Annotated in this window: 24 protein-coding genes; 10 read left to right on the top strand and 14 right to left on the bottom strand. The window is 44.9% G+C overall.

Annotation, left to right across the window (positions count from 1 at the left end; genetic code table 11):
* Positions 1-13: 13 nt before the first annotated feature.
* On the bottom strand, positions 14-2,698 hold the full coding sequence (gene ppc, locus GVX98_RS16420; protein WP_159128685.1) for a phosphoenolpyruvate carboxylase: 2,685 nt from the start codon (positions 2,696-2,698) through the stop codon (positions 14-16).
* A 205-nt stretch (positions 2,699-2,903) separates the two neighbouring features.
* Complete coding sequence (locus tag GVX98_RS16415) at positions 2,904-3,530, bottom strand: TetR/AcrR family transcriptional regulator (RefSeq protein WP_159128684.1); 627 nt, start codon at positions 3,528-3,530, stop codon at positions 2,904-2,906.
* Positions 3,531-3,680: 150 nt separating this feature from the next.
* On the opposite strand from GVX98_RS16415, the gene GVX98_RS16410 reads away from it, so the two are divergent.
* The 4 genes from GVX98_RS16410 (at position 3,681) to dnaJ (ending at position 9,652) form a co-directional block, all read left to right on the top strand.
* Positions 3,681-4,781: an efflux RND transporter periplasmic adaptor subunit gene (locus GVX98_RS16410; RefSeq protein ID WP_159128683.1), complete on the top strand. Its 1,101-nt coding sequence runs from the start codon at positions 3,681-3,683 to the stop codon at positions 4,779-4,781.
* A gap of 2 nt (positions 4,782-4,783) precedes the next feature.
* Positions 4,784-7,921, top strand: coding sequence for an efflux RND transporter permease subunit (locus GVX98_RS16405; RefSeq protein ID WP_159128682.1), 3,138 nt, complete (start codon positions 4,784-4,786; stop codon positions 7,919-7,921).
* 131 nt (positions 7,922-8,052) lie between these two features.
* Entirely contained in the window at positions 8,053-8,430 is a 378-nt protein-coding gene (locus GVX98_RS16400) for a hypothetical protein (protein ID WP_159128681.1), read from the top strand.
* Between the two features lie 103 nt (positions 8,431-8,533).
* Complete coding sequence (gene dnaJ / locus GVX98_RS16395) at positions 8,534-9,652, top strand: molecular chaperone DnaJ (protein ID WP_004978425.1); 1,119 nt, start codon at positions 8,534-8,536, stop codon at positions 9,650-9,652.
* Positions 9,653-9,716: 64 nt separating this feature from the next.
* Here dnaJ and GVX98_RS16390 read toward each other — a convergent pair whose 3' ends face one another.
* The gene (locus GVX98_RS16390) at positions 9,717-9,956 is read right to left on the bottom strand and encodes a hypothetical protein (protein WP_159128680.1); all 240 of its coding nucleotides are present in this window, start codon (positions 9,954-9,956) and stop codon (positions 9,717-9,719) included.
* Positions 9,957-10,153: 197 nt separating this feature from the next.
* Between GVX98_RS16390 and dapB the strand changes: the two genes are divergently transcribed.
* A complete protein-coding gene (gene dapB / locus GVX98_RS16385) occupies positions 10,154-10,975 on the top strand; it encodes a 4-hydroxy-tetrahydrodipicolinate reductase (protein ID WP_062031806.1) in 822 nt (273 codons plus the stop codon).
* 59 nt (positions 10,976-11,034) lie between these two features.
* Positions 11,035-11,682 (top strand): START domain-containing protein, encoded by a 648-nt coding sequence (locus tag GVX98_RS16380; protein ID WP_078425141.1) that lies wholly within the window; start codon positions 11,035-11,037, stop codon positions 11,680-11,682.
* 49 nt (positions 11,683-11,731) lie between these two features.
* Here GVX98_RS16380 and GVX98_RS16375 read toward each other — a convergent pair whose 3' ends face one another.
* Entirely contained in the window at positions 11,732-12,133 is a 402-nt protein-coding gene (locus GVX98_RS16375) for a hypothetical protein (RefSeq protein WP_159128679.1), read from the bottom strand.
* 99 nt (positions 12,134-12,232) lie between these two features.
* On the opposite strand from GVX98_RS16375, the gene GVX98_RS16370 reads away from it, so the two are divergent.
* Complete coding sequence (locus GVX98_RS16370; protein WP_159128678.1) at positions 12,233-13,684, top strand: PLP-dependent aminotransferase family protein; 1,452 nt, start codon at positions 12,233-12,235, stop codon at positions 13,682-13,684.
* A 28-nt stretch (positions 13,685-13,712) separates the two neighbouring features.
* On the opposite strand, the gene GVX98_RS16365 is transcribed toward GVX98_RS16370, so the two are convergent.
* From GVX98_RS16365 to GVX98_RS16330, 8 genes are all read right to left on the bottom strand, one after another.
* Positions 13,713-14,735, bottom strand: coding sequence for an NAD(P)-dependent alcohol dehydrogenase (locus tag GVX98_RS16365; protein ID WP_005401446.1), 1,023 nt, complete (start codon positions 14,733-14,735; stop codon positions 13,713-13,715).
* 36 nt (positions 14,736-14,771) lie between these two features.
* A complete protein-coding gene (locus GVX98_RS16360) occupies positions 14,772-15,326 on the bottom strand; it encodes a DNA-3-methyladenine glycosylase I (protein WP_159128677.1) in 555 nt (184 codons plus the stop codon).
* A gap of 19 nt (positions 15,327-15,345) precedes the next feature.
* Entirely contained in the window at positions 15,346-15,591 is a 246-nt protein-coding gene (locus GVX98_RS16355; protein ID WP_004691836.1) for a hypothetical protein, read from the bottom strand.
* 15 nt (positions 15,592-15,606) lie between these two features.
* On the bottom strand, positions 15,607-16,149 hold the full coding sequence (locus GVX98_RS16350) for a M23 family metallopeptidase (RefSeq protein ID WP_171503382.1): 543 nt from the start codon (positions 16,147-16,149) through the stop codon (positions 15,607-15,609).
* 84 nt (positions 16,150-16,233) lie between these two features.
* Positions 16,234-17,268 (bottom strand): A/G-specific adenine glycosylase, encoded by a 1,035-nt coding sequence (gene mutY, locus GVX98_RS16345; protein ID WP_159128675.1) that lies wholly within the window; start codon positions 17,266-17,268, stop codon positions 16,234-16,236.
* Positions 17,269-17,376: 108 nt separating this feature from the next.
* A complete protein-coding gene (locus GVX98_RS16340) occupies positions 17,377-17,739 on the bottom strand; it encodes an HIT family protein (protein WP_004691832.1) in 363 nt (120 codons plus the stop codon).
* A 74-nt stretch (positions 17,740-17,813) separates the two neighbouring features.
* Positions 17,814-18,554 carry a dienelactone hydrolase family protein gene (locus GVX98_RS16335; RefSeq protein WP_159128674.1) on the bottom strand — a complete coding sequence of 247 codons (741 nt, stop codon included), beginning with the start codon at positions 18,552-18,554 and terminating at the stop codon, positions 17,814-17,816.
* A gap of 169 nt (positions 18,555-18,723) precedes the next feature.
* Positions 18,724-18,882 (bottom strand): DUF1328 domain-containing protein, encoded by a 159-nt coding sequence (locus GVX98_RS16330; protein WP_004647174.1) that lies wholly within the window; start codon positions 18,880-18,882, stop codon positions 18,724-18,726.
* Between the two features lie 202 nt (positions 18,883-19,084).
* On the opposite strand from GVX98_RS16330, the gene GVX98_RS16325 reads away from it, so the two are divergent.
* Positions 19,085-19,537 (top strand): YcgN family cysteine cluster protein, encoded by a 453-nt coding sequence (locus tag GVX98_RS16325; RefSeq protein WP_039890724.1) that lies wholly within the window; start codon positions 19,085-19,087, stop codon positions 19,535-19,537.
* Between the two features lie 99 nt (positions 19,538-19,636).
* Complete coding sequence (locus GVX98_RS16320; protein WP_062031827.1) at positions 19,637-20,914, top strand: replication-associated recombination protein A; 1,278 nt, start codon at positions 19,637-19,639, stop codon at positions 20,912-20,914.
* Positions 20,915-21,012: 98 nt separating this feature from the next.
* On the opposite strand, the gene GVX98_RS16315 is transcribed toward GVX98_RS16320, so the two are convergent.
* On the bottom strand, positions 21,013-21,633 hold the full coding sequence (locus GVX98_RS16315) for a LysE family translocator (RefSeq protein ID WP_171503357.1): 621 nt from the start codon (positions 21,631-21,633) through the stop codon (positions 21,013-21,015).
* A gap of 86 nt (positions 21,634-21,719) precedes the next feature.
* Here GVX98_RS16315 and GVX98_RS16310 point away from each other — a divergent pair, with 86 nt between their 5' ends.
* Entirely contained in the window at positions 21,720-22,187 is a 468-nt protein-coding gene (locus GVX98_RS16310) for an Lrp/AsnC family transcriptional regulator (RefSeq protein ID WP_228254617.1), read from the top strand.
* 158 nt (positions 22,188-22,345) lie between these two features.
* Here GVX98_RS16310 and GVX98_RS16305 read toward each other — a convergent pair whose 3' ends face one another.
* Complete coding sequence (locus GVX98_RS16305) at positions 22,346-23,122, bottom strand: ABC transporter ATP-binding protein (protein ID WP_159128673.1); 777 nt, start codon at positions 23,120-23,122, stop codon at positions 22,346-22,348.
* Between the last annotated feature and the right edge of the window lie 5 nt (positions 23,123-23,127).

Raw genomic sequence — 23,127 nt, 5'->3', positions numbered from 1 at the left:
CGGGCTTAAAACTTTATCCTGTGTTACGAAGACCTGCTGCAATGCCGGCGATACTTACCATAAGTGCATGATCTACAGGTGTATTTGTTTCCTGACGCTCTTCTAGGTAGCGGCGGCGACGTTTCATTAACTCTGCTTGGAGTAAATGCAGAGGCAATAAATACGGTTTGCGTACTCTCATCGACTGATCTAAAACTTCGTTACTGCTCAGGAGTTTAGACTCACCTTTAAGCGCCAAGAGGGTTTGCACCGCATACTTTAAGCGCTGACGTAGATGTTCACCGAGCACTTTCAAGTCTTCATCATCGGTCAGGTGCGACTCATAATACAGCGCCACATGAGCATCAGACTTTGATAGCACCATTTCCAACATATCAATCAGGGTTTGGAAATACGGCCATGCCTCCAGCATTTCATCTAAGGTGGCTTTATGTCCTTGATCAATCACTTGGTTAATTGCTGCGCCTGTACCTAGCCAAGCGGGTAGCATCAAACGAATCTGGGTCCACGCAAATACCCAAGGAATAGCACGTAAGGACTCAATGCCGCCAGTGACTTTACGTTTTGCTGGGCGTGAGCCAAGCGGTAGCATTTGCAGTTCAAGCTCTGGCGTGACGGTACGTAAGTACTTTACGAAGTGCGGGTTTTCTCGCACGGTTTGACGATACACCTGTACCGACAAATCGGTCATGCTGTGCATCAACTCGCGCCACTCAGGTTTTGGGACGGGCGGTGGAAGTAAAGTGGCTTCTAAAGTGGCTGCGGTATAAATCTCTAAGTTTTGCAGTGCAATGCCTTCTAGGCCAAACTTGAAGCGAATCATTTCACCTTGTTCAGTGACTCGAATTGCACCTGAAATCGAACCGGGTGGCTGTGAAAACAGGGCTTGTTGCGTTGGTGCACCGCCACGGCTGATGGAACCGCCACGACCATGAAAGAGTGTGAGTTGTACACCATGCGTTTTCGCAATTGCGGTTAATTCTTCTTGCGCACGGTACTGTGCCCAATTGGCTGACATAAAACCTGCATCTTTTGCCGAGTCTGAGTAGCCAATCATCACTTCATGTTTGCCCTGAATATGCTGTTTATACCAATGCATATTGAATAGGGTATTCATGGTGGCTGCGGCGCCATCTAAGTCTTTCAATGTTTCAAACAATGGCACCACACGTAGTGGATGTTGGATGCCTGCTTCTTTTTGCAAAAGCAGTACCGCCAGCACATCACTTGGATATTCAGCCATCGAAATAATGTAGGCACCTAAACTTTCTTGAGGCTGTGCCGCCAAAGTACGCATGGTGGCAAACACTTCTTGTACTTCAGGTTGTTCAATTAAGCTTTGCGCAGGTTCATTTAAATGCTTGGGCAACAGTGGACGTTTGCTTTGTAGCTCTTGCAATAAGAAGTTTTGACGTGCTTGTTCGGTCCACGTTTCAAAATTACCCAGACCCAAATATTCAGTAATGGCTGAAATCGCTTGGCGATGACGTCCTGATTCTTGGCGAATATCCAGTTTTAGCAGTTCAATCCCGAAACAGTTCACCCGATGGATAAAGTCCAGTAGTTTCCCATTGGCAATTTCAGGCAGATTGCTGGCAATCAAAGAGTGATAACACAGCAGTAAAGGCTGGAGCAGTTCCTCTTTGGCTTTAATCACCAAGCTGTCATCGGCATCGGCACCGCGCAGTTTTTCGGCGAGCCAATGGCGCGTAGCTTTCAGCCGTTCGCGAGTATCACGTAAATATTCACGGTAGGGTTCAGGATGGTCTTGGCCCAAGGCTTGACGCAGTTCATCGCTACAGCTTTGAATCGACAGTTCCCAACGCAAGTCTTCAATGTCACGTAAGTAAAGATCGGCCGCTTTCCAACGCGATAGCCAGAGGACTTCTTGAGTAATGTTGTGTGTCACATTCGGGTTGCCGTCACGGTCACCACCCATCCATGAAGCGAAACGTACAGGCGCCACATGTAAAGGCAGATGTTGCCCACAGTGCTCAATCACCATGTCGTCTAGTTCACGCATGAACTTCGGTACGGCATTCCATAAGGTTTGCTCAATGGTGGTGAAACCCCATTTTGCTTCATCGACTGGGGTTGGACGGTGTTGACGAATTTCATCGGTCTGCCACGCCGAACAGATCAGTTGTTTTAAGTCTTCAAGGACTGTTTGGCGCTCACGAGGGGTCAGTTTTTGCTGATCCATTTTAAATAAGGCATCGTTGATACCATCATATTTTTGGATCAGGGTACGGCGGCTAACTTCAGTGGGGTGAGCGGTCAGAACCAGTTCAATATTTAAATCACAGATTTGCTGGAACAGCGTATCGGTTGAAATGTCGTTATTTTTAAATTTAGCAAAGAGGTGGTCGAGCGGATTGGGAGAGGGTGCGGTCTCATCAAATTCACTTTGACGACGGCTACGGACCACATGGTATTGCTCCGCAATATTGGCAAAGTTCAAAAAGTGGGTAAAGGCACGCGTCAGCGGCAGAATTTCATCATCTTCAAGGCTGAAAAACAGTTGTTCCAGCTGCTTTTCGGCTTCAACTTGACCATCCCGTGCCCCTTTGGATAAGGCCCGAATTTGCTCGACCTGATTAAACAAATCTTGTCCTGCATGCTCCTTGAGGGTTTCACCCAATAGGTTGCCGAGTAATCGGACATCTTCACGTAGTGGAGCATCAATTTGTTGAATCATGATTATTATTCCCTCGTTGTTCTTAATTTGACTATACCCCGATTCGATGACAATCCAAGTAGGGGCAGACAAAAGTAGGGGATTAATTGCTGAATTTAGAAGCAAATGAACTACTTAGGGCAAGCGATTGTTTTAAAATAAAGGTGGTTATTGATGGCAAGTGCTTGAATTTAATGTCAAAAAACTGAAACTAATTAACTGAATCTTACGGTTTTTGTATGTGGTATTTTAATAAAAAAATCGCAATGGCTTCTTGAATCAGTTGCTCGCGTTGTTTGGCATTGGGCACTTCATTCATCCCCAGTAACATTTCTTGGTGGCGATATCCAAACAGCAAAGACATTAATAAGGTGATGACCTCATTGACCTGTTCAAATTGAAGAACGCCCAAGGCTTGGGCTTGGTCAAAGAACTGTTCCCAAATCGCCCGCATTTTGAGGTGAGAGGCTTTATAGAAGTTCTCTAGCAATGGGTTTTGTTCAGCGGCTAGCTGCAATAGTAGGTGCTCCAGCTTGATGGCCTCAGGCAGGTTAATAATATGCATTGATAATGCACAGATCTGTTCGAGCATGGGCACAAAGTCTTCGGCACATTGCAATTGAAATGAACGACCCAGCATCAGCTTTTCACAGGTTTCCTCAATTGCACAACTGAACAGATTGGCTTTGTCCTGAAAATGGTTATACACCGTAAGTTTGGTGACATGTGCTTCCTTGGCAATATGATCCATGCTGGAGCCGTGGTAGCCATGTTGTAAAAACAACTGACGTGCCACCTCCAAAATACGTTGCCGTTTTTCTAAATCCTTGGGACGTCCTGCTGAAGCTTGCACACATTTTCCTAAAAAAAAGTTCAAAAAGTCATTTACATCTGAGCATATCTTTAATTAGTGTACTACACAGTATATTAATTAAAAAATAACCAAGTTAAGTCTGGATATTGTGCCTGATTAATTGGTGGTTATGGAAGAAGAGCAGACTTCATGAGCAAAATTCAGACCCTTGTGGCAAGTATGATGGTGGTGTGTAGTATCACCTTGTGGGGATGTAGCAAAGACACGACCGAACCAGAGTCGGTGCCTTTGGTAATGGTGAGCCAACCGAATACCACGCATCTAGAACAAAAAAGCTATGCAGGCGAAGTGCAAGCCCGCCAACAAACGGCACTGTCTTTTCGTGTGGGGGGACAGGTCACGGAACGTCTGGTCGATGTGGGAGACCAAGTCAAAGTTGGACAAGTTTTAGCACGCTTAGATGTACAAGATGCCCAGTTAGAACTCAATGCAGCCAAAGCACAGTTTGAAAGTGCACAAGCGGCTGAAAAAAATGCGCAGGATGAACTCAAACGCTTTAAGCAATTATTACCGAGTAATGCAGTGAGTCGTTCACAGTACGACAGCGTTGAAAATCAATATAAAGCCGCACTATCGAGCTTGAAACAAGCACAAGCCAATTATAACGTTACGCAAAACCAAACCAGTTATAACCAACTGATCGCCAATAAAAACGGTGTGATTACCGAGCGTAATATTGAAATTGGACAGGTGATTTCAGCAGGACAACCGGCTTTTCAGTTGGCCATTTCAGGTGATCGTGAAGTGGTAATTGGTGTGCCTGAACAAGCCATTGCTCAGATTAAAGTTGGACAAGATGCCCTAGTCACTTTGTGGTCTAAACCCGATGAACGTTTTGCTGCCTATGTCCGTGAAATTTCGCCTGCCGCAGATCAGTCACGTACCTTTAGTGTCAAAGTGGCTTTGCGTGAAGGACAAAATACGATCCAGCTGGGACAGAGTGCACGGGTGTTTTTCAGTTCAACTGAAAGCAATGTGTTGAGTGTACCGTTAGCCAGTGTTTCCGCTGCAGGTAAAAATGCCTATGTTTGGGTGGTGAATGCTGACAACAGCATTCGTAAAGTCCCTGTCAGCGTGGGGGGGTATGGTCGAGACAGCGTTACCATTCGTTCAGGTTTACAGCCAAAGGACTATGTCGTGGTGGGTGGGGTGCATTTACTGCGTGAAAAACAAAAAATTCAACCGATTAGCCGTGACAATAAAACGGTCAAGATTGCGACAGGGAGTTAAGCATGAACTATAACCTGTCGGAATGGGCCTTAAAGAATAAGGGCTTGGTCCTTTATTTGATGTTGTTACTGGGCATCGTGGGTGTGGTGTCTTATTCCAAACTTGCACAAAGCGAAGACCCACCTTTTACCTTTAAAGTGATGGTGGTACAGACCTATTGGCCGGGTGCAACGGCGCGTGAGGTGTCTGAACAGGTGACCGACCGTATTGAAAAAGAGCTGATGACCACGGGTAAGTATGAGCGCATTATGGCCTACTCCAGACCCGGCGAGTCGATGGTGACTTTTGTGGCACGAGATGCCATGCGCTCCAGTGAGATACCGGATGTGTGGTATGACGTACGCAAGAAGGTTGGAGACATCAAACATCAGCTGCCCAATGGGGTACAAGGACCATTCTTTAATGATGAGTTTGGCGATACTTTCGGCAACATTTATGTGCTGACCGGTAAAGATTTTGATTATGCGGTGATGAAAGAATATGCCGACCGTTTACAGTTACAACTGCAACGCGTCAAAGATGTCGCCAAGGTCAACTTGGTTGGGCTGCAAGATCAAAAGATTTGGATTGAAATTTCCAACACCAAATCGGCGCAGTTAGGCATTCCTGTAACAGCGGTACAACAAGCCCTGCAACAGCAAAATACCATGGCCAGTGCAGGCTTTTTTGAAACAGAGTCGGATCGTATTCAACTCCGAGTCACAGGGCAAATTAAGAGCGTTGAAGAACTGCAACGTATGCCTTTATTGGTCAATGGAAAAACCATCCAGCTTAGCGATGTGGCTGATGTGTATCGTGGCTTTAGTGAACCAGCTCAACCCCGTATGCGCTTTATGGGGGAAAATGGCATTGGTATTGCGGTGTCAATGCGTAAAGGTGGCGACATCTTGGCTTTGGGTAAAAACCTAGAAACCGAGTTTTCCAAGCTGCAAAAAACTTTGCCTTTAGGTATGGAGCTGAAGAAAGTTTCAGACCAGCCTGTGGCGGTGAAGCGTAGTGTCAACGAGTTCATGAAAGTTTTGGCTGAAGCGGTGATTATTGTATTGCTGGTTAGCTTTTTCTCGCTGGGTTTCCGTACTGGACTGGTGGTGGCATTCTCCATTCCATTGGTCCTAGCCATGACTTTTGCAGGCATGAATATTTTTGATGTCGGTCTCCATAAAATTTCTTTGGGTGCCCTGATTTTAGCGCTGGGCCTCTTGGTCGATGACGCTATTATTGCCGTGGAAATGATGGCGATCAAAATGGAGCAAGGCTATAGTCGACTACAAGCAGCAGGGCATGCGTGGCGAACGACGGCTTTCCCAATGTTGACAGGAACTTTGATTACCGCTGCGGGCTTTTTACCGATTGCCACGGCAGCGTCCAGTACAGGTGAATACACTCGCTCTATTTTCCAAGTGGTGACCATTGCCTTAATTGTGTCATGGTTTGCAGCGGTGTTGTTTGTCCCTTATTTGGGTGACAAACTCTTACCCGATTTTAATAAAGAGCTGATTCAAAAAGCGCCGTGGTATAGTCGTCTGTGGGCACGTTTGCGCAAACAGACAGAACCTCAGCCGATGGTACATCATGCAGGTGAGCATCACGATCCTTATCAAACCAAGTTCTATCAAGGTTTTCGCCGTTGGGTCGATCTGTGTGTGACCTATCGCAAAACGGTCATTGCTACGACGGTGGCTATTTTTGTGCTCTCGGTGTTGATGTTTAAGTTAGTACCACAGCAGTTTTTCCCGCCTTCAAATCGTGCCGAAATTTTGGTCGACTTAAAGCTTGAAGAAGGTGCATCTTTAACGGCAACTGAAAATGCGGTGAAAAAAGTTGAACAGTTCCTGTCGAAGCAAGAAGGCATAGATAATTATGTGGCATATGTGGGCACAGGCTCGCCACGTTTTTATTTACCGCTCGATCAGCAGCTACCGCAAGCCAGCTTTGCTCAGTTTGTGGTCTTGGCATCTTCATTAGATGATCGCAATGAAATTCGTAAATCCTTAGATACCCAAATCCGCCAGTTATTGCCCGATGTGCGTACTCGCGTCTCTTTACTTGAAAATGGCCCACCTGTCGGTTATCCACTTCAATATCGCGTGTCGGGTGAAGACTTAACTCAAGTGCGTGCTTGGGCAGATAAAGTCGCAGCGATGCTGAGTGCTAACCCCAACACCACTAATGTGCATTTGGACTGGGGTGAACCAAGCAAGATGATCAATTTAGAGATTGACCAAGACCGTGCCCGCCAAATGGGGGTGTCGAGTTTAGATTTGGCCAATTTCTTGAACAGCTCAATTTCGGGTGCCACCATTAACCAGTACCGTGAGAAACGTGAGCTGATTGAAATCCGTTTACGCGGTGATCAAGCCGAGCGGGTTGAAGTGGCATCACTGGCGAGCCTTGCCGTTCCAACTTCAAATGGCGGAACAGTACCGTTGGCACAAATTGCCAAAATTGCGTATAGCTTCGAAGAAGGTTTGATTTGGCATCGTAACCGCCTACCGACTATTACGGTACGTGCAGATATTCGGACCAAGTTACAGCCGGCCACTGTGGTGGATGAAATGGCCGAACAGATGAATCAGCTGCGTGCGGAACTGCCGAATGGTTATTTGGTTGAAGTCGGCGGCACAGTGGAGGAGTCTGCACGTGGGGGTAAATCGGTCGCAGCGGGCATGCCTTTGTTCTTGGCCGTGGTCATGACTTTGCTGATGATTCAACTGCGCAGTATGTCTCGTGCCACGATTGTCTTGCTCACCGCACCTTTAGGTTTGATCGGCGTGGTGTTGTTCCTACTACTGTTCAATAAACCTTTTGGCTTTGTTGCGATGTTGGGCACCATTGCCTTGTCGGGCATGATCATGCGCAATTCACTGATCTTGATTGATCAGATTGAGCAAGACATTCAAGCGGGGCATGAATCATGGGATGCAATCATCGATGCGACGGTGCGACGTTGTCGTCCAATTGTGCTGACGGCATTGGCAGCAGTTCTGGCGATGATCCCATTGTCTAGAAGTATTTTCTTTGGACCTATGGCCGTTGCGATCATGGGCGGACTGATTGTGGCGACGCTATTAACCCTGTTCTTTTTACCGGCCTTGTACGCGCAGTGGTTTAAAGTAAAAAAAATTAGCCATAAGCTGTAAATTTATGCCAATATCAGGTGCGAAACGTTGAAAATTTCAATATAGTAGCACCTGAAATTTATGGCATTTTTATAAAGCAGTTTTTTGCTACACATTAAAAAATAAACGATGTGGCAAATGGGGTTAAACGCATGATGCAAGACAATGTAACCAAGTATCGCCGATCTATCGCGATTTCTTATGTCTTCATGTTTTTGGCTTTGTTTACTGTGATTAGCGGCGCATTTTCTTACTGGTATGCCCGAAAAGTCACGCAAATTGATCATGCTGAAGTATGGTTACAAGCGCAAGCACTTTGGGTCATGCGCAATATTGTAATTTATAGCATTTTGGCGTTATTTGCAGCGTTGTGGTTTATTCCTCTTATTTTCTGCACTTGGGACAGTGCATTGTGGGTGACTGGATGCACGGTTGCAGGTGTGGTTTTTAGCTGTATTGCATTTCTCTTCCTTCTAAATGCGTGGTTTAAAGGCCTGTCTAAATTTTTGAAAAATAAAGCAGTTTTCTAATTCTACTGATTTTTTTCAAACACCCCCTTGTAAAACTTGGTTTGAACCCAATTTCAGACCACAGTTGAGTATTAAATAAATTCCGTGAGGAGCATCGCCAGACATGGCTAAACGTGATTATTATGAGGTTTTAGGTGTTGCTAAAACCGCTAGTGATGATGAAATTAAAAAAGCCTACCGTAAGTTGGCGATGAAATATCATCCGGACCGCAACCCTGACAATGCTGAAGCTGAAGAGAAATTTAAAGAAGCGGCTGAAGCTTATGAAATTTTATCGGATAGCGAAAAGCGCAGCATGTATGACCGTATGGGGCATCAAGCCTTTGAAGGTGGTATGGGCGGCGGAGGCGGCTTCGGTGGTGGTTTCAGCGCAGAAGACATTTTCAGTCAATTCGGTGACATTTTCGGTGGCGCATTTGGTGGCGGCGGTGGTCGTGGTCAACAGCGTGCACGTCGTGGTTCTGACTTACGTTATGTGATGGAACTGACGTTGGAAGAAGCAGTAAGAGGGGTGAAAAAAACCATTACCTTTACTGCACCAGCACCGTGTGAAACCTGTGACGGTAAAGGCTCTAAAAACCCGAACGATGTTGAAACCTGTAAAACTTGCCATGGTGCAGGTCAGGTTCGCATGCAGCAAGGTTTCTTCTCTGTACAGCAGACCTGTAGCACTTGTCGCGGTCAGGGTAAGATCATTAAGAACCCATGTAATACTTGTCATGGTTCAGGCGTTAAAGACCGTCAACAAACCTTAGAAGTGACAATTCCTGCGGGCGTCGACAACGGTGACCGCGTTCGTTTAACGGGTAAAGGCGAAGCGATTCGTGATGGTCAGTCAGGCGACTTGTACGTAGAAGTAGTAGTGCGTGAGCACGAAATCTTCCAACGTGATGGTGCAGACCTGTATATGGATGTCCCTGTGAGCATTGCCGATGCCGCTTTGGGTAAAGAAATTGAAATCCCGACACTTGAAGGTCGTGTGAGTTTGAAAATTCCTGAAGGTACACAAACGGGTAAAATGTTCCGTTTACGTGGCAAAGGGGTTAAACCTGTACGCACCAGCATGCAGGGTGACTTACTCTGCCGTATCGTGATTGAAACACCAGTCAACTTAACAGCACGTCAACGTGAACTGTTGAAAGAGTTACAAGAAACTTTAGATGGAGATGATCACAAATCATCACCAAAGAAAAAGTCTTTCTTTGACCGACTGTTTGATTAATTGAATACGGTAGGTCTAAATTGATGTTGAAAAGAGCGGGAATATTTTCCCGCTTTTTTTTATGTTATTGTGCTTCTGCTGGCAGCTCAGGTTGATCGATCTCTTCAACCGACACCATTTCTTCAGCCATAGGTGCAGCGGCTGGTACTTGTTGTTCGGCCTGTACTTTAGGGTGTGTGCTGGTGGTGATCTTTACCTGTGACAAACTTTCTAAGGTGTCGCCCGCTTGAACAGCGGGTTCAGCCTGAACTTGTGCCCAACTGCCCCCAAACGCCATCGCTAGAAAAAGTACCTTGGCTTTCATTCTATTTTCCTCATTTTAAAGTTGTTTTTAAACGCGAACCTAGTCTGCGTAAGATTGATTGCAAATTTGTGAAAAGCTGGAGAAATCATGTTTGAAAATAAAGCGATTTTTTCGATGAAAATGCCCAACAAACCTTAGTCTGGGCAATCAGTTTTGCTATAGTAAGAGCAATTTTGAAGCTAGATTAGGAATATGTTATGTCAGCAGCTCCACGCATTGGTGTCTTAGGTGCCGGCGGTCGTATGGGTCGCATCCTTATTCAAGCGGTACATGAAGCAGGCTATCAACTGGCTGCGGCAGTGGAACGCCCTGAAAGCTCACTGGTTGGTACAGATGCAGGTGAGCTTGCAGGTATTGGCAGCCTTGGCGTGAAGGTGGTGGGTAGTCTGGAAGCGGTAGTGAAAGATTGTGATGTGATCATTGATTTCACTGCACCAGTAGCGACCGTTCAGCATTTAAAAATTTGTCGTGAAGCTGGGGTGGCCATTGTCATTGGCACCACGGGCATGAATGACGAACAAAAAGCTTATTTGGATGACTCTGCGACTCAAACACCTGTGGTCTATGCAGCCAACTATTCTGTGGGGGTCAACGTTTCGATTAAACTATTGGAATTGGCGTCTAAAGTCTTTGGCGACACAGTGGATATTGAAGTGATTGAAGCGCATCACCGTCATAAAGTCGATGCACCATCAGGCACAGCGTTGATGATGGGTGAGGCGATTGCGGGTGCTTTAGGGCGTGACTTGAAAACCGATGCAGTGTATTGCCGTGAAGGTCATACAGGACCACGTGAGCGTCAAAGTATTGGTTTCCAAACCATTCGTGGCGGCGACATTGTCGGTGAACATACGGCGATGTTTATTGCTGATGGTGAGCGTGTTGAAATTACTCATAAAGCGACCAACCGTATGAACTTTGCTTCGGGTGCGGTACGTGCTGCGGCTTGGGTGGTAGGACGTGAAGCACGTAAATATGACATGAAAGATGTACTGGGTTTTAACGACATTCAAGTTTAAAAACCTGCTTCATTCGCCATAAAAACAAGATAAAAAACTAAAATAAGACGAAGAATAGAATGAAAAAAGTCATATATATGGCTTGTGTTGTTGCCGTGATGACGACAGCACAGGCCAAACCTATGGATCAAGCCAAACTCAGTATTCATAAAAATAATATTAAAGTTTGGACCTATCAAAATGCGCAAAACCCAGTCTTTTTATATAAGGCTGAAACCACGTTTGATGTGCCGATTGAAAAAGCAGTGTCACTGATCTTAGATGTTGACCATGCGGTGAAATGGGTACCATATATGGGCAGTGTGAAAGTTTTGTCGCGCGATGATAAAAAAGGCGAGTTTCAACTGTATATGGTTCTCGATTTTCCTTTTCCTTTAAAAGACCGCGACTTAGTGGTGCAGGGGAAAATGACCAAGGATAGTCAGGGCATCATTAGCATTAAAAATAAAGCGATTGATAAAAACATCCTTAAAAATCCAGATTATGTGCGCCTCAATCATTATGAGGGCGATTGGACTTTTCAGAAACTGGGATCAAATAAAGTCAAGGTTTCGACCTCAGGTTATGCTAACCCTGAGGGATCGATACCACTGAAGTTCGTGAATATGTTTGTCCAACAACAACCCTATCAAATGCTGCAAAAAATGAAAAATCAATTGCTGGAACAAGAAGACACTCCTGCCCATTTACCAGCTGCCTTACGTTAATTTTAAAGACGAAGAAGCCTGCAATGTAGGCTTTTTTATGTTTTAAAACTTAAGGCTGTTGATAAGCGTTCAGCAGCTCTAAGGTTGAAGCCTTAGGCAGGTCTAACTGGATTAAACTAAGCATGGCATGTCCTTCACCAGCGAGCGAGATCTTGAAGTTTTCAGCACTACTTTGGTCACATTGAAACTGTAAATTTTTCTGGCGGGGCAAGTTCATCTGCATTTCACGTTCATTGTTCAACCGATATTGATAAGTTCGTTGGGTCGAGGTTTCAGTCAAGCTCGGCGCTAAACTTAAAAATTGATAATCAGTTGAATTTTGCGTTTTCAGAAACCCTTCAATCAGTGCTTTACAAATAAAATGCTGCTGCTGTACCTGCTGCGAAATATGTGGCGGTTGGCAAGCCGATAAGCTCAATAAGCAAAAGAGAGATATGATTATTTTTTTCATAAAAGTGCCTATTTATGGTTGTGAACGAATGACAGAAGCATAATTCTGTTGGCATAATGGATACAGATACATAAAAGTTAAAAAAATAGGTACAGATGAATGGCATTTCAGTATCAAAGCTTGGCTGCACAGTTGCTTGAAAAAATTCAAAATGCTGAATTACCCGCAGGGCAAAAGCTGTTGTCGTTACGCCAGTTTGCCAACTTACAAAAGGTCAGTTTGAATACTGCCAAGAGCTGTTATGAATTACTCGAGTCGCAGGGGTATATTCATGTGAAAAATAAGTCGGGCTATTTTGTCAGTTATCAGAAAAATACCAGCCCATCTATTCCTGTACCGCAGCATCCTGATTTTCAGTCTCAAGCCCGTGATATTTCTAATTTAGAGCTACAGCTGGAAATTCAACAGTCTTCCATTAATAGCCGTCTAATCCATTTGGGAGCGATTCAGCTTTCGCCAAAACATGTGCCTGTAGAAGCGCTCCGCCGTTCCATTCAACGTGCCTTAAAACACAGCCAACCTGAAGATTTTTTATATAGCGATAAGCAGGGCCATATTCGCTTGCGGCAGGCCTTGTCTGAGCATTGGGCTGAAGATGGCTTTTATATTTCGCAGGATGATATCTACATTAGCAATGGCTGTATGCCTGCGTTGTCGGTGATGATCCAACACCTCAGCAAGGAAGGCGACAGCGTAATTGTACCGACCCCAAATTTTAATGGTCAGTTGCAAATGCTGGCGGGGTTAAAGCGAAAAATTATTGAAATTCCAGCCGATACTCAAGGCTTTGATCTTGAACGTTTAGAGCAGGTCATGCAAAGTTCAGGCGCAAAAGCGTGCTTACTCACGGCCAATTATCAAAATCCCTTGGGGTTTTGCTTAAGCAATGCAGAAAAAGAAAAAATTGCACAACTGGCGGCGCGCTATCAATGTTATGTAATTGAGGATGATATTTATGGTGAATGTAGTTTCAGCTCGAGTCGTCCGCTGCCGATTAAGTATTGGGATCAGCACGGTTATGTGATTTTCTGTGGTTCGGTTTCCAAATCACTTTCAACTGCGTATCGGGTAGGTTGGTTCTGTATTCCGCAGCGCTTAGCGCATTTGAAGGCTACGTTATTGATGCAAAATATCACAGTGAATACACCCTTGCAGTTGGCCCTGGCCGATCTCATTTATAGTCGTGCTTATCGGGAGCATTTACAGCAGTTAAAGCCGATTTTGAAACAGCAAGTTGAGCAATACCGACACATGATTCAGCATGCCTTTATCGGAGTTGAGTTACGTATCAACCAGCCCTTAGGCGGCTATGCACTGTGGTTACAGCTGCCAGAGTGTATTGACGGTTTAGATATGTACTATTTTGCTCAGCAGCATGGCATCAATATAGTGCCAGGAGAAGTCTTTGGTGAAGGGCAGCGCTATAAAAACTGTATCCGCCTCAATGCAGGTCATGAAATTTCAACAGATATTCGCGCGGCAGTCACCTTGTTGGCCGATTGGGTGAAAGCGCAACTCAGTAGTTCGACGTTGGTCAAACAAGCGGTATAAAAAGCGCCTGTTTTGAGGCGCTTATGGATTAAAAATCGGCTTTGAGAACGATACGATAACGGGCTTTTCCAGAATGTAACCGTTCCAGTGCTTCATTCAACTGCGACATAGGATACAGTTCAATTTGTGGCGCAATGTTTTTACGTGCAGCGAATTTGAGTAGCTGACGTAATGCCGCAGGTGAGCCAGTGGGTGAACCCGTGATAGACTTTGCTCCACCAATTAGACTACCTGCATTTAATTTGATGGGCTCCAGAGGCAAGCCTAGAAGATGGATCGTGCCATTCGGTGCCAGTGTACTAATATAGGCAGGCCAATTGAGCGTGACATTCACCGTACTGAGCAATAAATCGAATTTGCCTCGCTGGGTTTTAAGCGCATCCACATCACGGCTATTCACCACATGATCTGCACCCATGGCCTTGAGTTCTTCCGTTTTGTCGAGGTTCGAGGTAAACGCCGTAATTTCACAGCCCCATCCTCGAAGTAACTTAATAGCCATATGCCCTAAACCACCGATGCCAATCACGCCAACATGGTGAATGGCTTGAATTTGGTGTTTTAAAATTGGATCAAAAACGGTAATACCGCCACACAATAAAGGACCCGCTGACTCAGGATCTAGCTCTTCAGGTAAAGGAATAATCCACTGCCAACCGGCGCGAACTTTATCGGCAAAGCCACCTGCATGACCGACGATGGTTGCTGTTGACCCACCTGTACAGAGTACTTGTTGACCCGATACACAGGGGTCACAGTGTTGGCAGCTTTCTGCCGTCCAGCCAATACCGACGCGCTGTCCAAGTTTAAGCCCTTTGGCTTCGGAGCCTAGGCGACTGATGGTGCCAATAATTTCATGACCAGCGACAACGGGATAGACCGAAGAGTTCCATTCATTGTTAATGACCGAAACATCGGAATGGCACAATCCACAATATTCGACTTGGACTTCGACCTGATGTGGTTGCAGTTCACCCGCATCGAATTGATAGGGTTGTAACGCTGCGCCTGCTTGCATTGCCGCATAGGCACGAATGGTATTATCCGTCATATTCTATATCCTTATTTTCCTGTTTTTTATGTACTTTTATTTAAAATGACAGCTATTTTCGTGATCATTGACCATACCAACTGCTTGCATAAAGGCATAGCAGGTGGTCGGCCCGACAAATTTAAAGCCCTGTTTTTTTAGGGTTTTAGACATATTTTGGCTTTGAGGTGTCTGTGCAGGCGCTGTACGGTAGTCAGGGATATCATTGTTGACTGCGTGTTGTTCGACAAAGTTCCAGAGCCACTCAACGGGGTTGATGCCTTGTTGTTTCAGGGCTTGCCATGCAATCGCATTGTCACGAATGGCGGTCAGCTTCCCGATATGGCGAATTAAGCCGATATCTTGGACTTTTTCGGCTAAGTCTGTATCACTTAAAGCCGCAATCTGTTCAATGGAATATTGAAAAAACTGGCGATGATAATGTTCACGCTTTTTCAGAACAGTAATCCATGACAGCCCCGCTTGTTGACCTTCGAGGCAGAGCATCGCAAATAACTGCTTTTCATCATGTAGTGGTTTACCCCACTCATGATCATGGTAGTCGATGTAAAGTGGGTCTGAGGAGCACCATCCGCAGCGTTGAGTGGTCATGAACATGCTCCTGATCTTTTTATAGGGTAAAAGGTGCCCATTGGTCGTGTTGATTGTCCCAATAAAACAATTGGGCGTGTTCGAGGTCGGAAAAGTTAATCCAAACATCTTTTCCTGTTTTTTCAGCAAATCCAGTGCTGATTAAAAGCGCATCTTCGGTAATTTCCATGATCCAACCTTGGTGATTTTGCCCAGCCAAGATGATTTTTTGTTGATTGCCTGATTCAGCAAATTCGACCAGACGGTTGATCAACGCTTCTGACATGAAAAATTCCTAAAGTTAACGTAAATAAGGATAGGGATTTACTGCACCACGGCCTTTACCTTGTAAATAAAGTCCATAATGCAAATGTGGGGCTGTGTGCCGTGCATTGCCGGTGTTGCCGACATAGCCAATCAGGTCGCCTTTTTTGACATAGTCGCCGACACTTAAGCCGCGTTTATGGTCATCAAGATGAGCGTAGTAATGCCAAGTGCCTGCTGGCCCCATAATCCAAACCACTTTACCACCCAAATTGTTATTGCGTAAGTCTGCGACGAGCCCTTCTGTGGCAGAAAAAACTTTTGTTCCACGTGGAGCCAGAATGTCGATGCCTTCATGCGTCCGTCCGCTACTGCGAGACGCCCCCCAAGTATCTGTGAGTCCATGACGTTTAATGCCTTGAACGGGTACAGGCAGCTGCTGAGCTAAACGCATGTTTTTCAGCTGTTGGACCTGTGAGGCAGGTAATTGGCTTCCACTCGGCGCAGGTGGCGTGGTACGGCAAGCTGCGAGAAACAGAATCACAAAACTTAAACTGGCAAGCGCAGAAAGGCGGGGCAAACAATTACGCACGAACAATCCTTTATTATTTCAGTGATCTAATTTTAAAGTGTCAGGGTGAACCCAATGGATCACCCAACTATGTCACAGTTGAATTGCCGAGATCAATTTTTTCATCGCAGTTGGGATGCCCATTTCTGTGACGTTTTGTATGTCTAGCCATGTGCTGGCCAATTCTATACTTAAATGTTCGAGCTGATCGGCATCGACTTCAAAGCAAAGCGCTTCCAGTTTCCAAGTGAAATGGGTGAAACTATGCGAAATTTCAGCGCGTTGCGAGACTTGTTTCAGTCCTAGACTTTGGCACAGTTGCGTGAGTTCATCACGATTTTCAAAAATAGGTAAACACCATAAACCGCCCCACAGTCCACTATTGGGACGCTGTTGCCACAGCCATTGATTGTGATGACGCAGCACCAAAACTTGGGCAGACTTCACAGGTACAGCTTTCTTGGGCTTCTTAAAAGGCAGTTCAGTTTCTAGCCCTTGTGCATGGGCCTTACAGTGTTGCTGCATTGGGCAGTATAAACACAGCGGTTTTTTAGGGGTACAGACGGTTGCCCCCAAATCCATGATAGCTTGGGTATAGTCGTGGTTACGTTCAGTTGGACAGAGTTCAGTGGCCAGTTGCCACATGCTGCGTTCATGCACAGGTTTGCTTAGATCATCCTCAATGGCAAAAAAGCGTGCGAGCACGCGTTTTACGTTGCCATCCATAATGACGCCGTACTGGCGCAATCCTAAAGACATCAACGCGCCTGCGGTAGATGGGCCAATGCCCGGCAGTTCTATCCATTGTTCCAAGGTTTCAGGAAAATGCCCCTGGCGCGCCACGACCCCTGCGGCTTTATGCAGATTGCGTGCGCGGGCATAGTAGCCTAGACCTGCCCAGTAAGGTGCGACCTCATCCCATGATGCTGTCCCTAAAGCTCCAACCGTTGGGAAGCGTTCGATAAAACGCTCGAAGTATTGCAGCACTGTTTTGACTTGGGTCTGTTGCAGCATAATTTCAGACACCCAGACTTTGTAGGGATCATCGGCCACTTGCCATGGCAGATCATGTCGACCATGAACATCGAACCAAGTCAGTAACGCATCTGAAAAAGAGAAAGGAGACATCTGAGGCACAAGCAAAAAATTCGGCTTAGTATAACTGAATGTCTTTTCTGAGCCTGATTTTTTGCACGTAAAAAATGGCGCTTACGCGCCATTTAAAACCATAAAAACTTAGTCTTTCGTCATGCCCCAACGTGCATCGAGTTTTAGCTCTTGGTCTTTGTAGCGTGGAATAATGTGAATATGTAAGTGTTCAGACACATTCCCAAATATTTCACCGTCATTAAAACCAATATGAAAGCCTGAAGGTTGATGACGCAATTGGAGTTCATTGCGTGCCAGTTCCAGTAAAGACATTAAACTTTTACGTTCTTTGTCGGTAATGTCAAAAAATGAGCTCACATGACGTAGAGGGATAATGACACAGTGACCTTTAGACAATGCATTGGGTTCGGGCAAAATTACCCCAAAGTCATTTTTATCAAGCACGTCATATTCATCAAAATTACAATATTGGCAGTGGGTCTCAGTCATTGTTATCTCCTCTAAAATCTAATTATGTATCCTGTTGGATCTGAAAAATCAAATATTTGAATTCTCAGCTCTAGTTAAGCACTGAGATTGCGTTCTAGCAAGTCATACATTGCATCTAGCCCTTGTCTTTCTGCTTCTGGGTTATAGCCCAAGTCTACGCCATTGGCTTTGGCACGCTCATCGGCCAATGGGTTGCTAAAACCGTGCTTCGCATCTTCAAAAATGATGACGTCATGGTCCACTTTTGCCGCATGCATTTCTTCACGGAAGCTGGCAACATCATCCAAAGTGACCATGCTGTCTAACTCACCATGTAAAACTAAAATCTCACCCTGAATTTGACCTTCGACCGCGGGGGCTTTCGGTGCCAATGTGGCGTGGAAAGTCGCCACTGCTTTAAGCGGTGCACCTGAGCGAGCTAAGTCTAAAACCACTTTACCGCCATAACAAAAACCAATCGCCGCCAGTTGAGTGGGATTCACTTCAGGCTGGGCAGCAAGCGTATCTAAACCTGCTTGCGCACGGTTGACGATGGTGTCTGCATCGGCAAAAGTTTGCATCATCCATTCATAGGCTTGTTTCGCATCTGTGGTGACATTTTTGTCGCCGTACATATCAATCGCTAGTGCGGCATAACCGTGTTCAGCCAGTTCGCGAGCACGTTGTTCAGTATATTCATTTCGGCCCCACCATTCGGGTGCAACGATGATACCTGCATGCGGTGTTTGAGAGCTTGGTGCTGCAAAATAACCGACTAAGCGTTGTCCATCGGCTGCGTTATATTGAATTTCTCGAGTTTGAATACTGATTGTCATGCTCAAATCCTGATAGATGATCTGTTCTGATTAAAGCATAAAAACTTTTACAAGGATTTGAAAAATATTCCGATCTAGATGAGAAATGTGAGAAATTATTTTTAAAGGCACATATAAAAAAAGAAGGATCTGAATCCTTCTTTTTAGTGATTAAGCGTAATGTGCTTTTTTAGACTTTGCCACGGGATAAAAATCCGACAATCGCAAGAATCACAGCAATCACCAATAAAATAATCGCAAAGTCTTTGGATAAACCTGCTACGCCGCCAAAACCAAGTAAACTTGCAATCAGTGCAATCACTGCGAAGATAATCGCCCAACGAAACATAATTTTTCTCCATACATGTTCTTATTTATTACTCTATTAGTATAGAAAGAAGGTTCGGACACACTGTGTTGCTTTTGTTTAAAAAGTGTTCTATTTGTATTTTAAGTTTATGAATATGATGTAAATATTGACACTTTAGATAGCTCTGAAAGCCATGTGACTATAGGTTATAATAGTGCATTCAGTTTTATTGGCAGTGGTTATGTCCAACGAATTAAGACCAGAGTTTTGGAAGCATTATGCGCTCACTGAGCTACGTTCAGCAGAGTGGGAAGCGTTGTGTGATGGTTGTGGTCTATGCTGTCTGGTGAAACTTGAAGATGAAGAAAGCCAAGAAGTCGCCTATACCAAAGTGGCCTGTAAACTGTTGGACTGTCAAACGGCCAGTTGTCGGGATTATCCAAACCGTAAGCAGCATGTGCCCGATTGTATCCAGCTCACGCCCGAACTTTTAGACACGATTCATTGGTTACCACCGAGCTGTGCTTACCGCCGTCTGCATGAAGGTAAAAATTTGCCCAGATGGCACTATTTGAACACGGGTTCACGGCAAAGTATTCTGAAAGCGAAAAAGTCTGCGGCAGGACGTTGTATTTCTGAAGAAGAGATTCAGGATGATGACATCGAAGACTATATTGTGCGTTGGGTTCGCTAGTCGATAAAAGCACAATCAAATTGCATGAAAAGCTTGTGTCATTTGCCTGAATTTGCCATAACATAAGCATTCGATGAACGCATGATAAGTCCTAGCCCTATGTCCGATAGCAATATTCCACTGCCTGAACGTTTACGCCCGCGTGATTTATCTGAAATTATTGGGCAGGATCACTTATTGGGTGAGCAGGCACCGCTCCGCCAAATGATCGATCAAGGGCATTTGCCATCGATCATTTTTTGGGGGCCGCCAGGTGTGGGGAAAACCACCATTGCTTTACTGTTGGCGCAAGCGATCGACCGACCTTTTGTCAGCTTATCTGCACTTAATACGGGGGTCAAAGAGCTCCGTGAGATCATTGCTGATGGCGGAGATTTAATGCCACCTGTGGTGTTTATTGATGAAATTCATCGCTTTAACAAATCACAGCAAGATGCCTTACTGAATGCTGTGGAGAAAGGCAAAATTACCCTCATTGGTGCCACCACCGAGAATCCTTCTTTTGAAGTCAACAGTGCATTGTTGTCGCGTTGTCAGGTCTATACCTTAAATGCGCTCGATGCCGATGCGATTCAAACTTTATTACTGCAAGCGATTAAGAACGATCCGTTTTTAAAAGAACGTTATATTCAAATTGAAGAATTTGAAGCACTGGTGCAGTTTGCCGCAGGTGATGCGCGCAAAGCCTTGAATTTAATTGAACTGATTGCGGGCACCTTCGAACCTGACGTTGAAAATATCGTGACCAATGCAATGGTGGTCAAAGTTGCACAGCAAAATATCGCCCGTTATGACAAATCGGGTGAGCAGCACTATGATTTGGTGTCGGCTTTTATTAAGTCAATTCGAGGGAGTGATCCTGATGCCACTTTGTATTGGATGGCACGTATGCTCAAAGGCGGTGAAGATCCTGTTTTTATTGCCCGTCGGATGTTGATTGCAGCCTCTGAGGACATTGGCAACTCAAACCCCAATGCACTGCTGCTTGCTGGAGAGTGCTTCCGTTCTGTTCAAGCGGTGGGCATGCCAGAGTGTCGAATTATTCTTGGGCAGTGTGCAGTGTATTTGGCGACCAGTGCCAAAAGTAACAGTACTTATCTTGCGATCAACAAAGCGTTGGATTTGGCTGAAAAAACAGCGAATTTACCTGTGCCGCTGCATTTAAGAAATGCTCCGACCAAGTTGATGAAAGAGCAGGGCTATGGCGTAGACTACTTATATCCGCACAACTATCCAGAGCATTTTGTAATGCAAGAATATTTACCCCCTGAGCTCAAAGGAACCAAACTGTATGAGTCGGCACGCAATAAGCGTGAGGTTGAGGGTGAGCGTTTACAGCAACGCCGTTGGCAACAAGAACAGCAACAGCAGCAGTAATAAAAAAGCCTGATTCACAAATCAGGCTTTTTTGTTTTTGAGGCTTAGGATTTAGTCACATTCATTGAGCAGTTTTTTCTTTAAGCACTGTAGCATTTTTATGTTCCGATGTGCGTATTCATCAATTTTAATGCCGCAGGTAACACAGCGACCAATAAGGCGATTGCCATCGTGATGTTAAAGCTCAAGGCAAAGCGCGGTTTCATCAGATATTGGCGTAAGAAAAGACCACCGACTGCCCAAACCCCGACACATGGAATGGAAACTACCATTAAAATCAGGGCCGCATAAAGAATATCACTGACATGATGGTTTAAAGCAAAATAAGTGGCAATGGTGCTGATGGAGATAATCCACGCTTTGGGATTGACCCACTGAAAAAGAGCCCCTTGTAGAAAACCCATCGATGGTTTTTGTTCTAATTCGATGTTGAGTGGCCCACTGGACGCGATTTTCCATGCGAGCCACAGCATATAAGCCGTGCCGATTAAACTTAAAATAAATTGGAGCTGGGGCAGGGCCAGAAACACTTGATTTAACCCGATGCCGATGGCGAAGAGTTGCACAGCCACACCAAAGGCAATGCCTAAAACCAGAGGTAGGGTTTTACTGATGCCAAATCGTGCACCAGACAGCATGACCAGTGCATTATTGGGCCCAGGCGTGCAGGTCATTACGACACAGAACAGCAGATAAGAGACAAACAGTGAAGCGTTCATAAAGGGGGTGGAGTAATCAAATAAGTATCATTTTATTGTTGATCTATCACAATTTGGTTGTATATTGATCGCTAATACTGAGTTTTATGCAACAAATGATTGAATTAGATCGATTAGACCGAAAAATATTGTGTGAGCTTGAGCGCGATGCACATTTAACCAATATTAAACTGGCAGAACGCGTGGGTTTGTCACCATCGGCCTGTTTACGACGCGTGCAAGAGTTAGAAAGAATTGGTGTGATCCGAGGCTATAAAGCGGTGATTGACCGTTCGCTTTTGGGTGTTGGTTTAACGGTTTATGTGACCATTGGGCTGTCTTGTCACTCAAAAGAAAGCTTGAGTCAGTTTGAGGATGTGATCACTGCAACGGATGAAGTCACAGAGTGTCATACCATTACAGGCTCGGTCGAGTATTTGCTCAGGGTTGAAGTGGCAGACATCAAGTCTTATAAAAAGTTTCATACTGATGTTTTGGGAACGATTCCTTCCATTAGCTCGATCACCAGTTTTTTGGTGATGGATACCACTAAAAATCGATATACCAATCTATAAAAGCTTAGGTGGAAAGGTAAAAAACCGAGCGAAATGGCTCGGTTTTTCATCTGTATGCATATAGTTTCGCGGGATCAGATCAAACAAGGCGCTTTATCTTTTCAACTAAGTATCGAATGTTGAATCATTGCTGCATCAAGCTATTGAAAGCTATTCAATTATTTAAAGTTACCCTCTAAAAACTGTTGCAGGCGTTCACTTTTGGGGTGAATCAATACTTCTTTTGGATCACCTTGTTCTTCAATTTTGCCTTGATCTAAGAAAATGACATGATTGGACACATGGCGTGCGAAACCCATTTCATGGGTGACCACAATCATGGTTCGGCCTTCTTCAGCCAAACTTTGCATCACTTTCAACACCTCACCCACCAGTTCAGGATCTAGAGCGCTGGTTGGCTCATCAAACAACATCACTTCCGGCTCCATTGCCAAGGCACGGGCAATCGCAACACGCTGTTGTTGTCCTCCTGACAAAAAAGACGGATATTTCTTTTCGACACTTTCTGCGAGCCCAACTTTTCTTAAATATTTTCGCGCACGCTCTTCTGCCTCACTCCGCTTTAGCCCCAAGACATGAACGGGTCCTTCAATAATATTTTCTAATACCGTCATATGCGACCATAAATTGAAATGTTGAAAAACCATCATCAGTTGAGTACGCATTTTTTGCAGTTGTTTAGGGTTTGTGGCTTTGAGATCGCCGTTTTTATCTAAAGTGGTCTCTAACTGTTCGCCATTGAGTTGAATGCTGCCTTGGCTCGGTTGCTCTAGAAAATTGATACAACGAAGAAAGGTACTTTTACCAGAACCCGACGAACCAATAATACTAATCACATCACCTGCATGTGCCTCTAGTGAAACCCCTTTTAAGACTTCATGATCGCCAAAACTTTTACAAAGATCTCGAATCACCAGTTTTGCTGAATTTTCCATTGTTT

It is taken from the genome of Acinetobacter sp. 8I-beige (genome assembly GCF_902505955.1).
GTDB classification, from domain to species: domain Bacteria; phylum Pseudomonadota; class Gammaproteobacteria; order Pseudomonadales; family Moraxellaceae; genus Acinetobacter; species Acinetobacter johnsonii.
Note: the sequence above shows the minus strand (reverse complement) of the source record. Positions and strands in the feature narration are given on the sequence as shown.

Bases quoted from the DNA above. Each gene is read 5' to 3' on its own strand.
- ppc (WP_159128685.1), bottom strand. From the start codon at position 2,698: ATGATTCAACAAATTGATGCTCCACTACGTGAAGATGTCCGATTACTC.
- GVX98_RS16410 (WP_159128683.1), top strand. From the start codon at position 3,681: ATGAGCAAAATTCAGACCCTTGTGGCAAGTATGATGGTGGTGTGTAGT.
- GVX98_RS16405 (WP_159128682.1), top strand. From the start codon at position 4,784: ATGAACTATAACCTGTCGGAATGGGCCTTAAAGAATAAGGGCTTGGTC.
- GVX98_RS16400 (WP_159128681.1), top strand. From the start codon at position 8,053: ATGATGCAAGACAATGTAACCAAGTATCGCCGATCTATCGCGATTTCT.
- dnaJ (WP_004978425.1), top strand. From the start codon at position 8,534: ATGGCTAAACGTGATTATTATGAGGTTTTAGGTGTTGCTAAAACCGCT.
- GVX98_RS16390 (WP_159128680.1), bottom strand. From the start codon at position 9,956: ATGAAAGCCAAGGTACTTTTTCTAGCGATGGCGTTTGGGGGCAGTTGG.
- dapB (WP_062031806.1), top strand. From the start codon at position 10,154: ATGTCAGCAGCTCCACGCATTGGTGTCTTAGGTGCCGGCGGTCGTATG.
- GVX98_RS16380 (WP_078425141.1), top strand. From the start codon at position 11,035: ATGAAAAAAGTCATATATATGGCTTGTGTTGTTGCCGTGATGACGACA.
- GVX98_RS16375 (WP_159128679.1), bottom strand. From the start codon at position 12,133: ATGAAAAAAATAATCATATCTCTCTTTTGCTTATTGAGCTTATCGGCT.
- GVX98_RS16370 (WP_159128678.1), top strand. From the start codon at position 12,233: ATGGCATTTCAGTATCAAAGCTTGGCTGCACAGTTGCTTGAAAAAATT.
- GVX98_RS16365 (WP_005401446.1), bottom strand. From the start codon at position 14,735: ATGACGGATAATACCATTCGTGCCTATGCGGCAATGCAAGCAGGCGCA.
- GVX98_RS16360 (WP_159128677.1), bottom strand. From the start codon at position 15,326: ATGACCACTCAACGCTGCGGATGGTGCTCCTCAGACCCACTTTACATC.
- GVX98_RS16355 (WP_004691836.1), bottom strand. From the start codon at position 15,591: ATGTCAGAAGCGTTGATCAACCGTCTGGTCGAATTTGCTGAATCAGGC.
- mutY (WP_159128675.1), bottom strand. From the start codon at position 17,268: ATGTCTCCTTTCTCTTTTTCAGATGCGTTACTGACTTGGTTCGATGTT.
- GVX98_RS16340 (WP_004691832.1), bottom strand. From the start codon at position 17,739: ATGACTGAGACCCACTGCCAATATTGTAATTTTGATGAATATGACGTG.
- GVX98_RS16335 (WP_159128674.1), bottom strand. From the start codon at position 18,554: ATGACAATCAGTATTCAAACTCGAGAAATTCAATATAACGCAGCCGAT.
- GVX98_RS16330 (WP_004647174.1), bottom strand. From the start codon at position 18,882: ATGTTTCGTTGGGCGATTATCTTCGCAGTGATTGCACTGATTGCAAGT.
- GVX98_RS16325 (WP_039890724.1), top strand. From the start codon at position 19,085: ATGTCCAACGAATTAAGACCAGAGTTTTGGAAGCATTATGCGCTCACT.
- GVX98_RS16320 (WP_062031827.1), top strand. From the start codon at position 19,637: ATGTCCGATAGCAATATTCCACTGCCTGAACGTTTACGCCCGCGTGAT.
- GVX98_RS16315 (WP_171503357.1), bottom strand. From the start codon at position 21,633: ATGAACGCTTCACTGTTTGTCTCTTATCTGCTGTTCTGTGTCGTAATG.
- GVX98_RS16310 (WP_228254617.1), top strand. From the start codon at position 21,720: ATGCAACAAATGATTGAATTAGATCGATTAGACCGAAAAATATTGTGT.
- GVX98_RS16305 (WP_159128673.1), bottom strand. From the start codon at position 23,122: ATGGAAAATTCAGCAAAACTGGTGATTCGAGATCTTTGTAAAAGTTTT.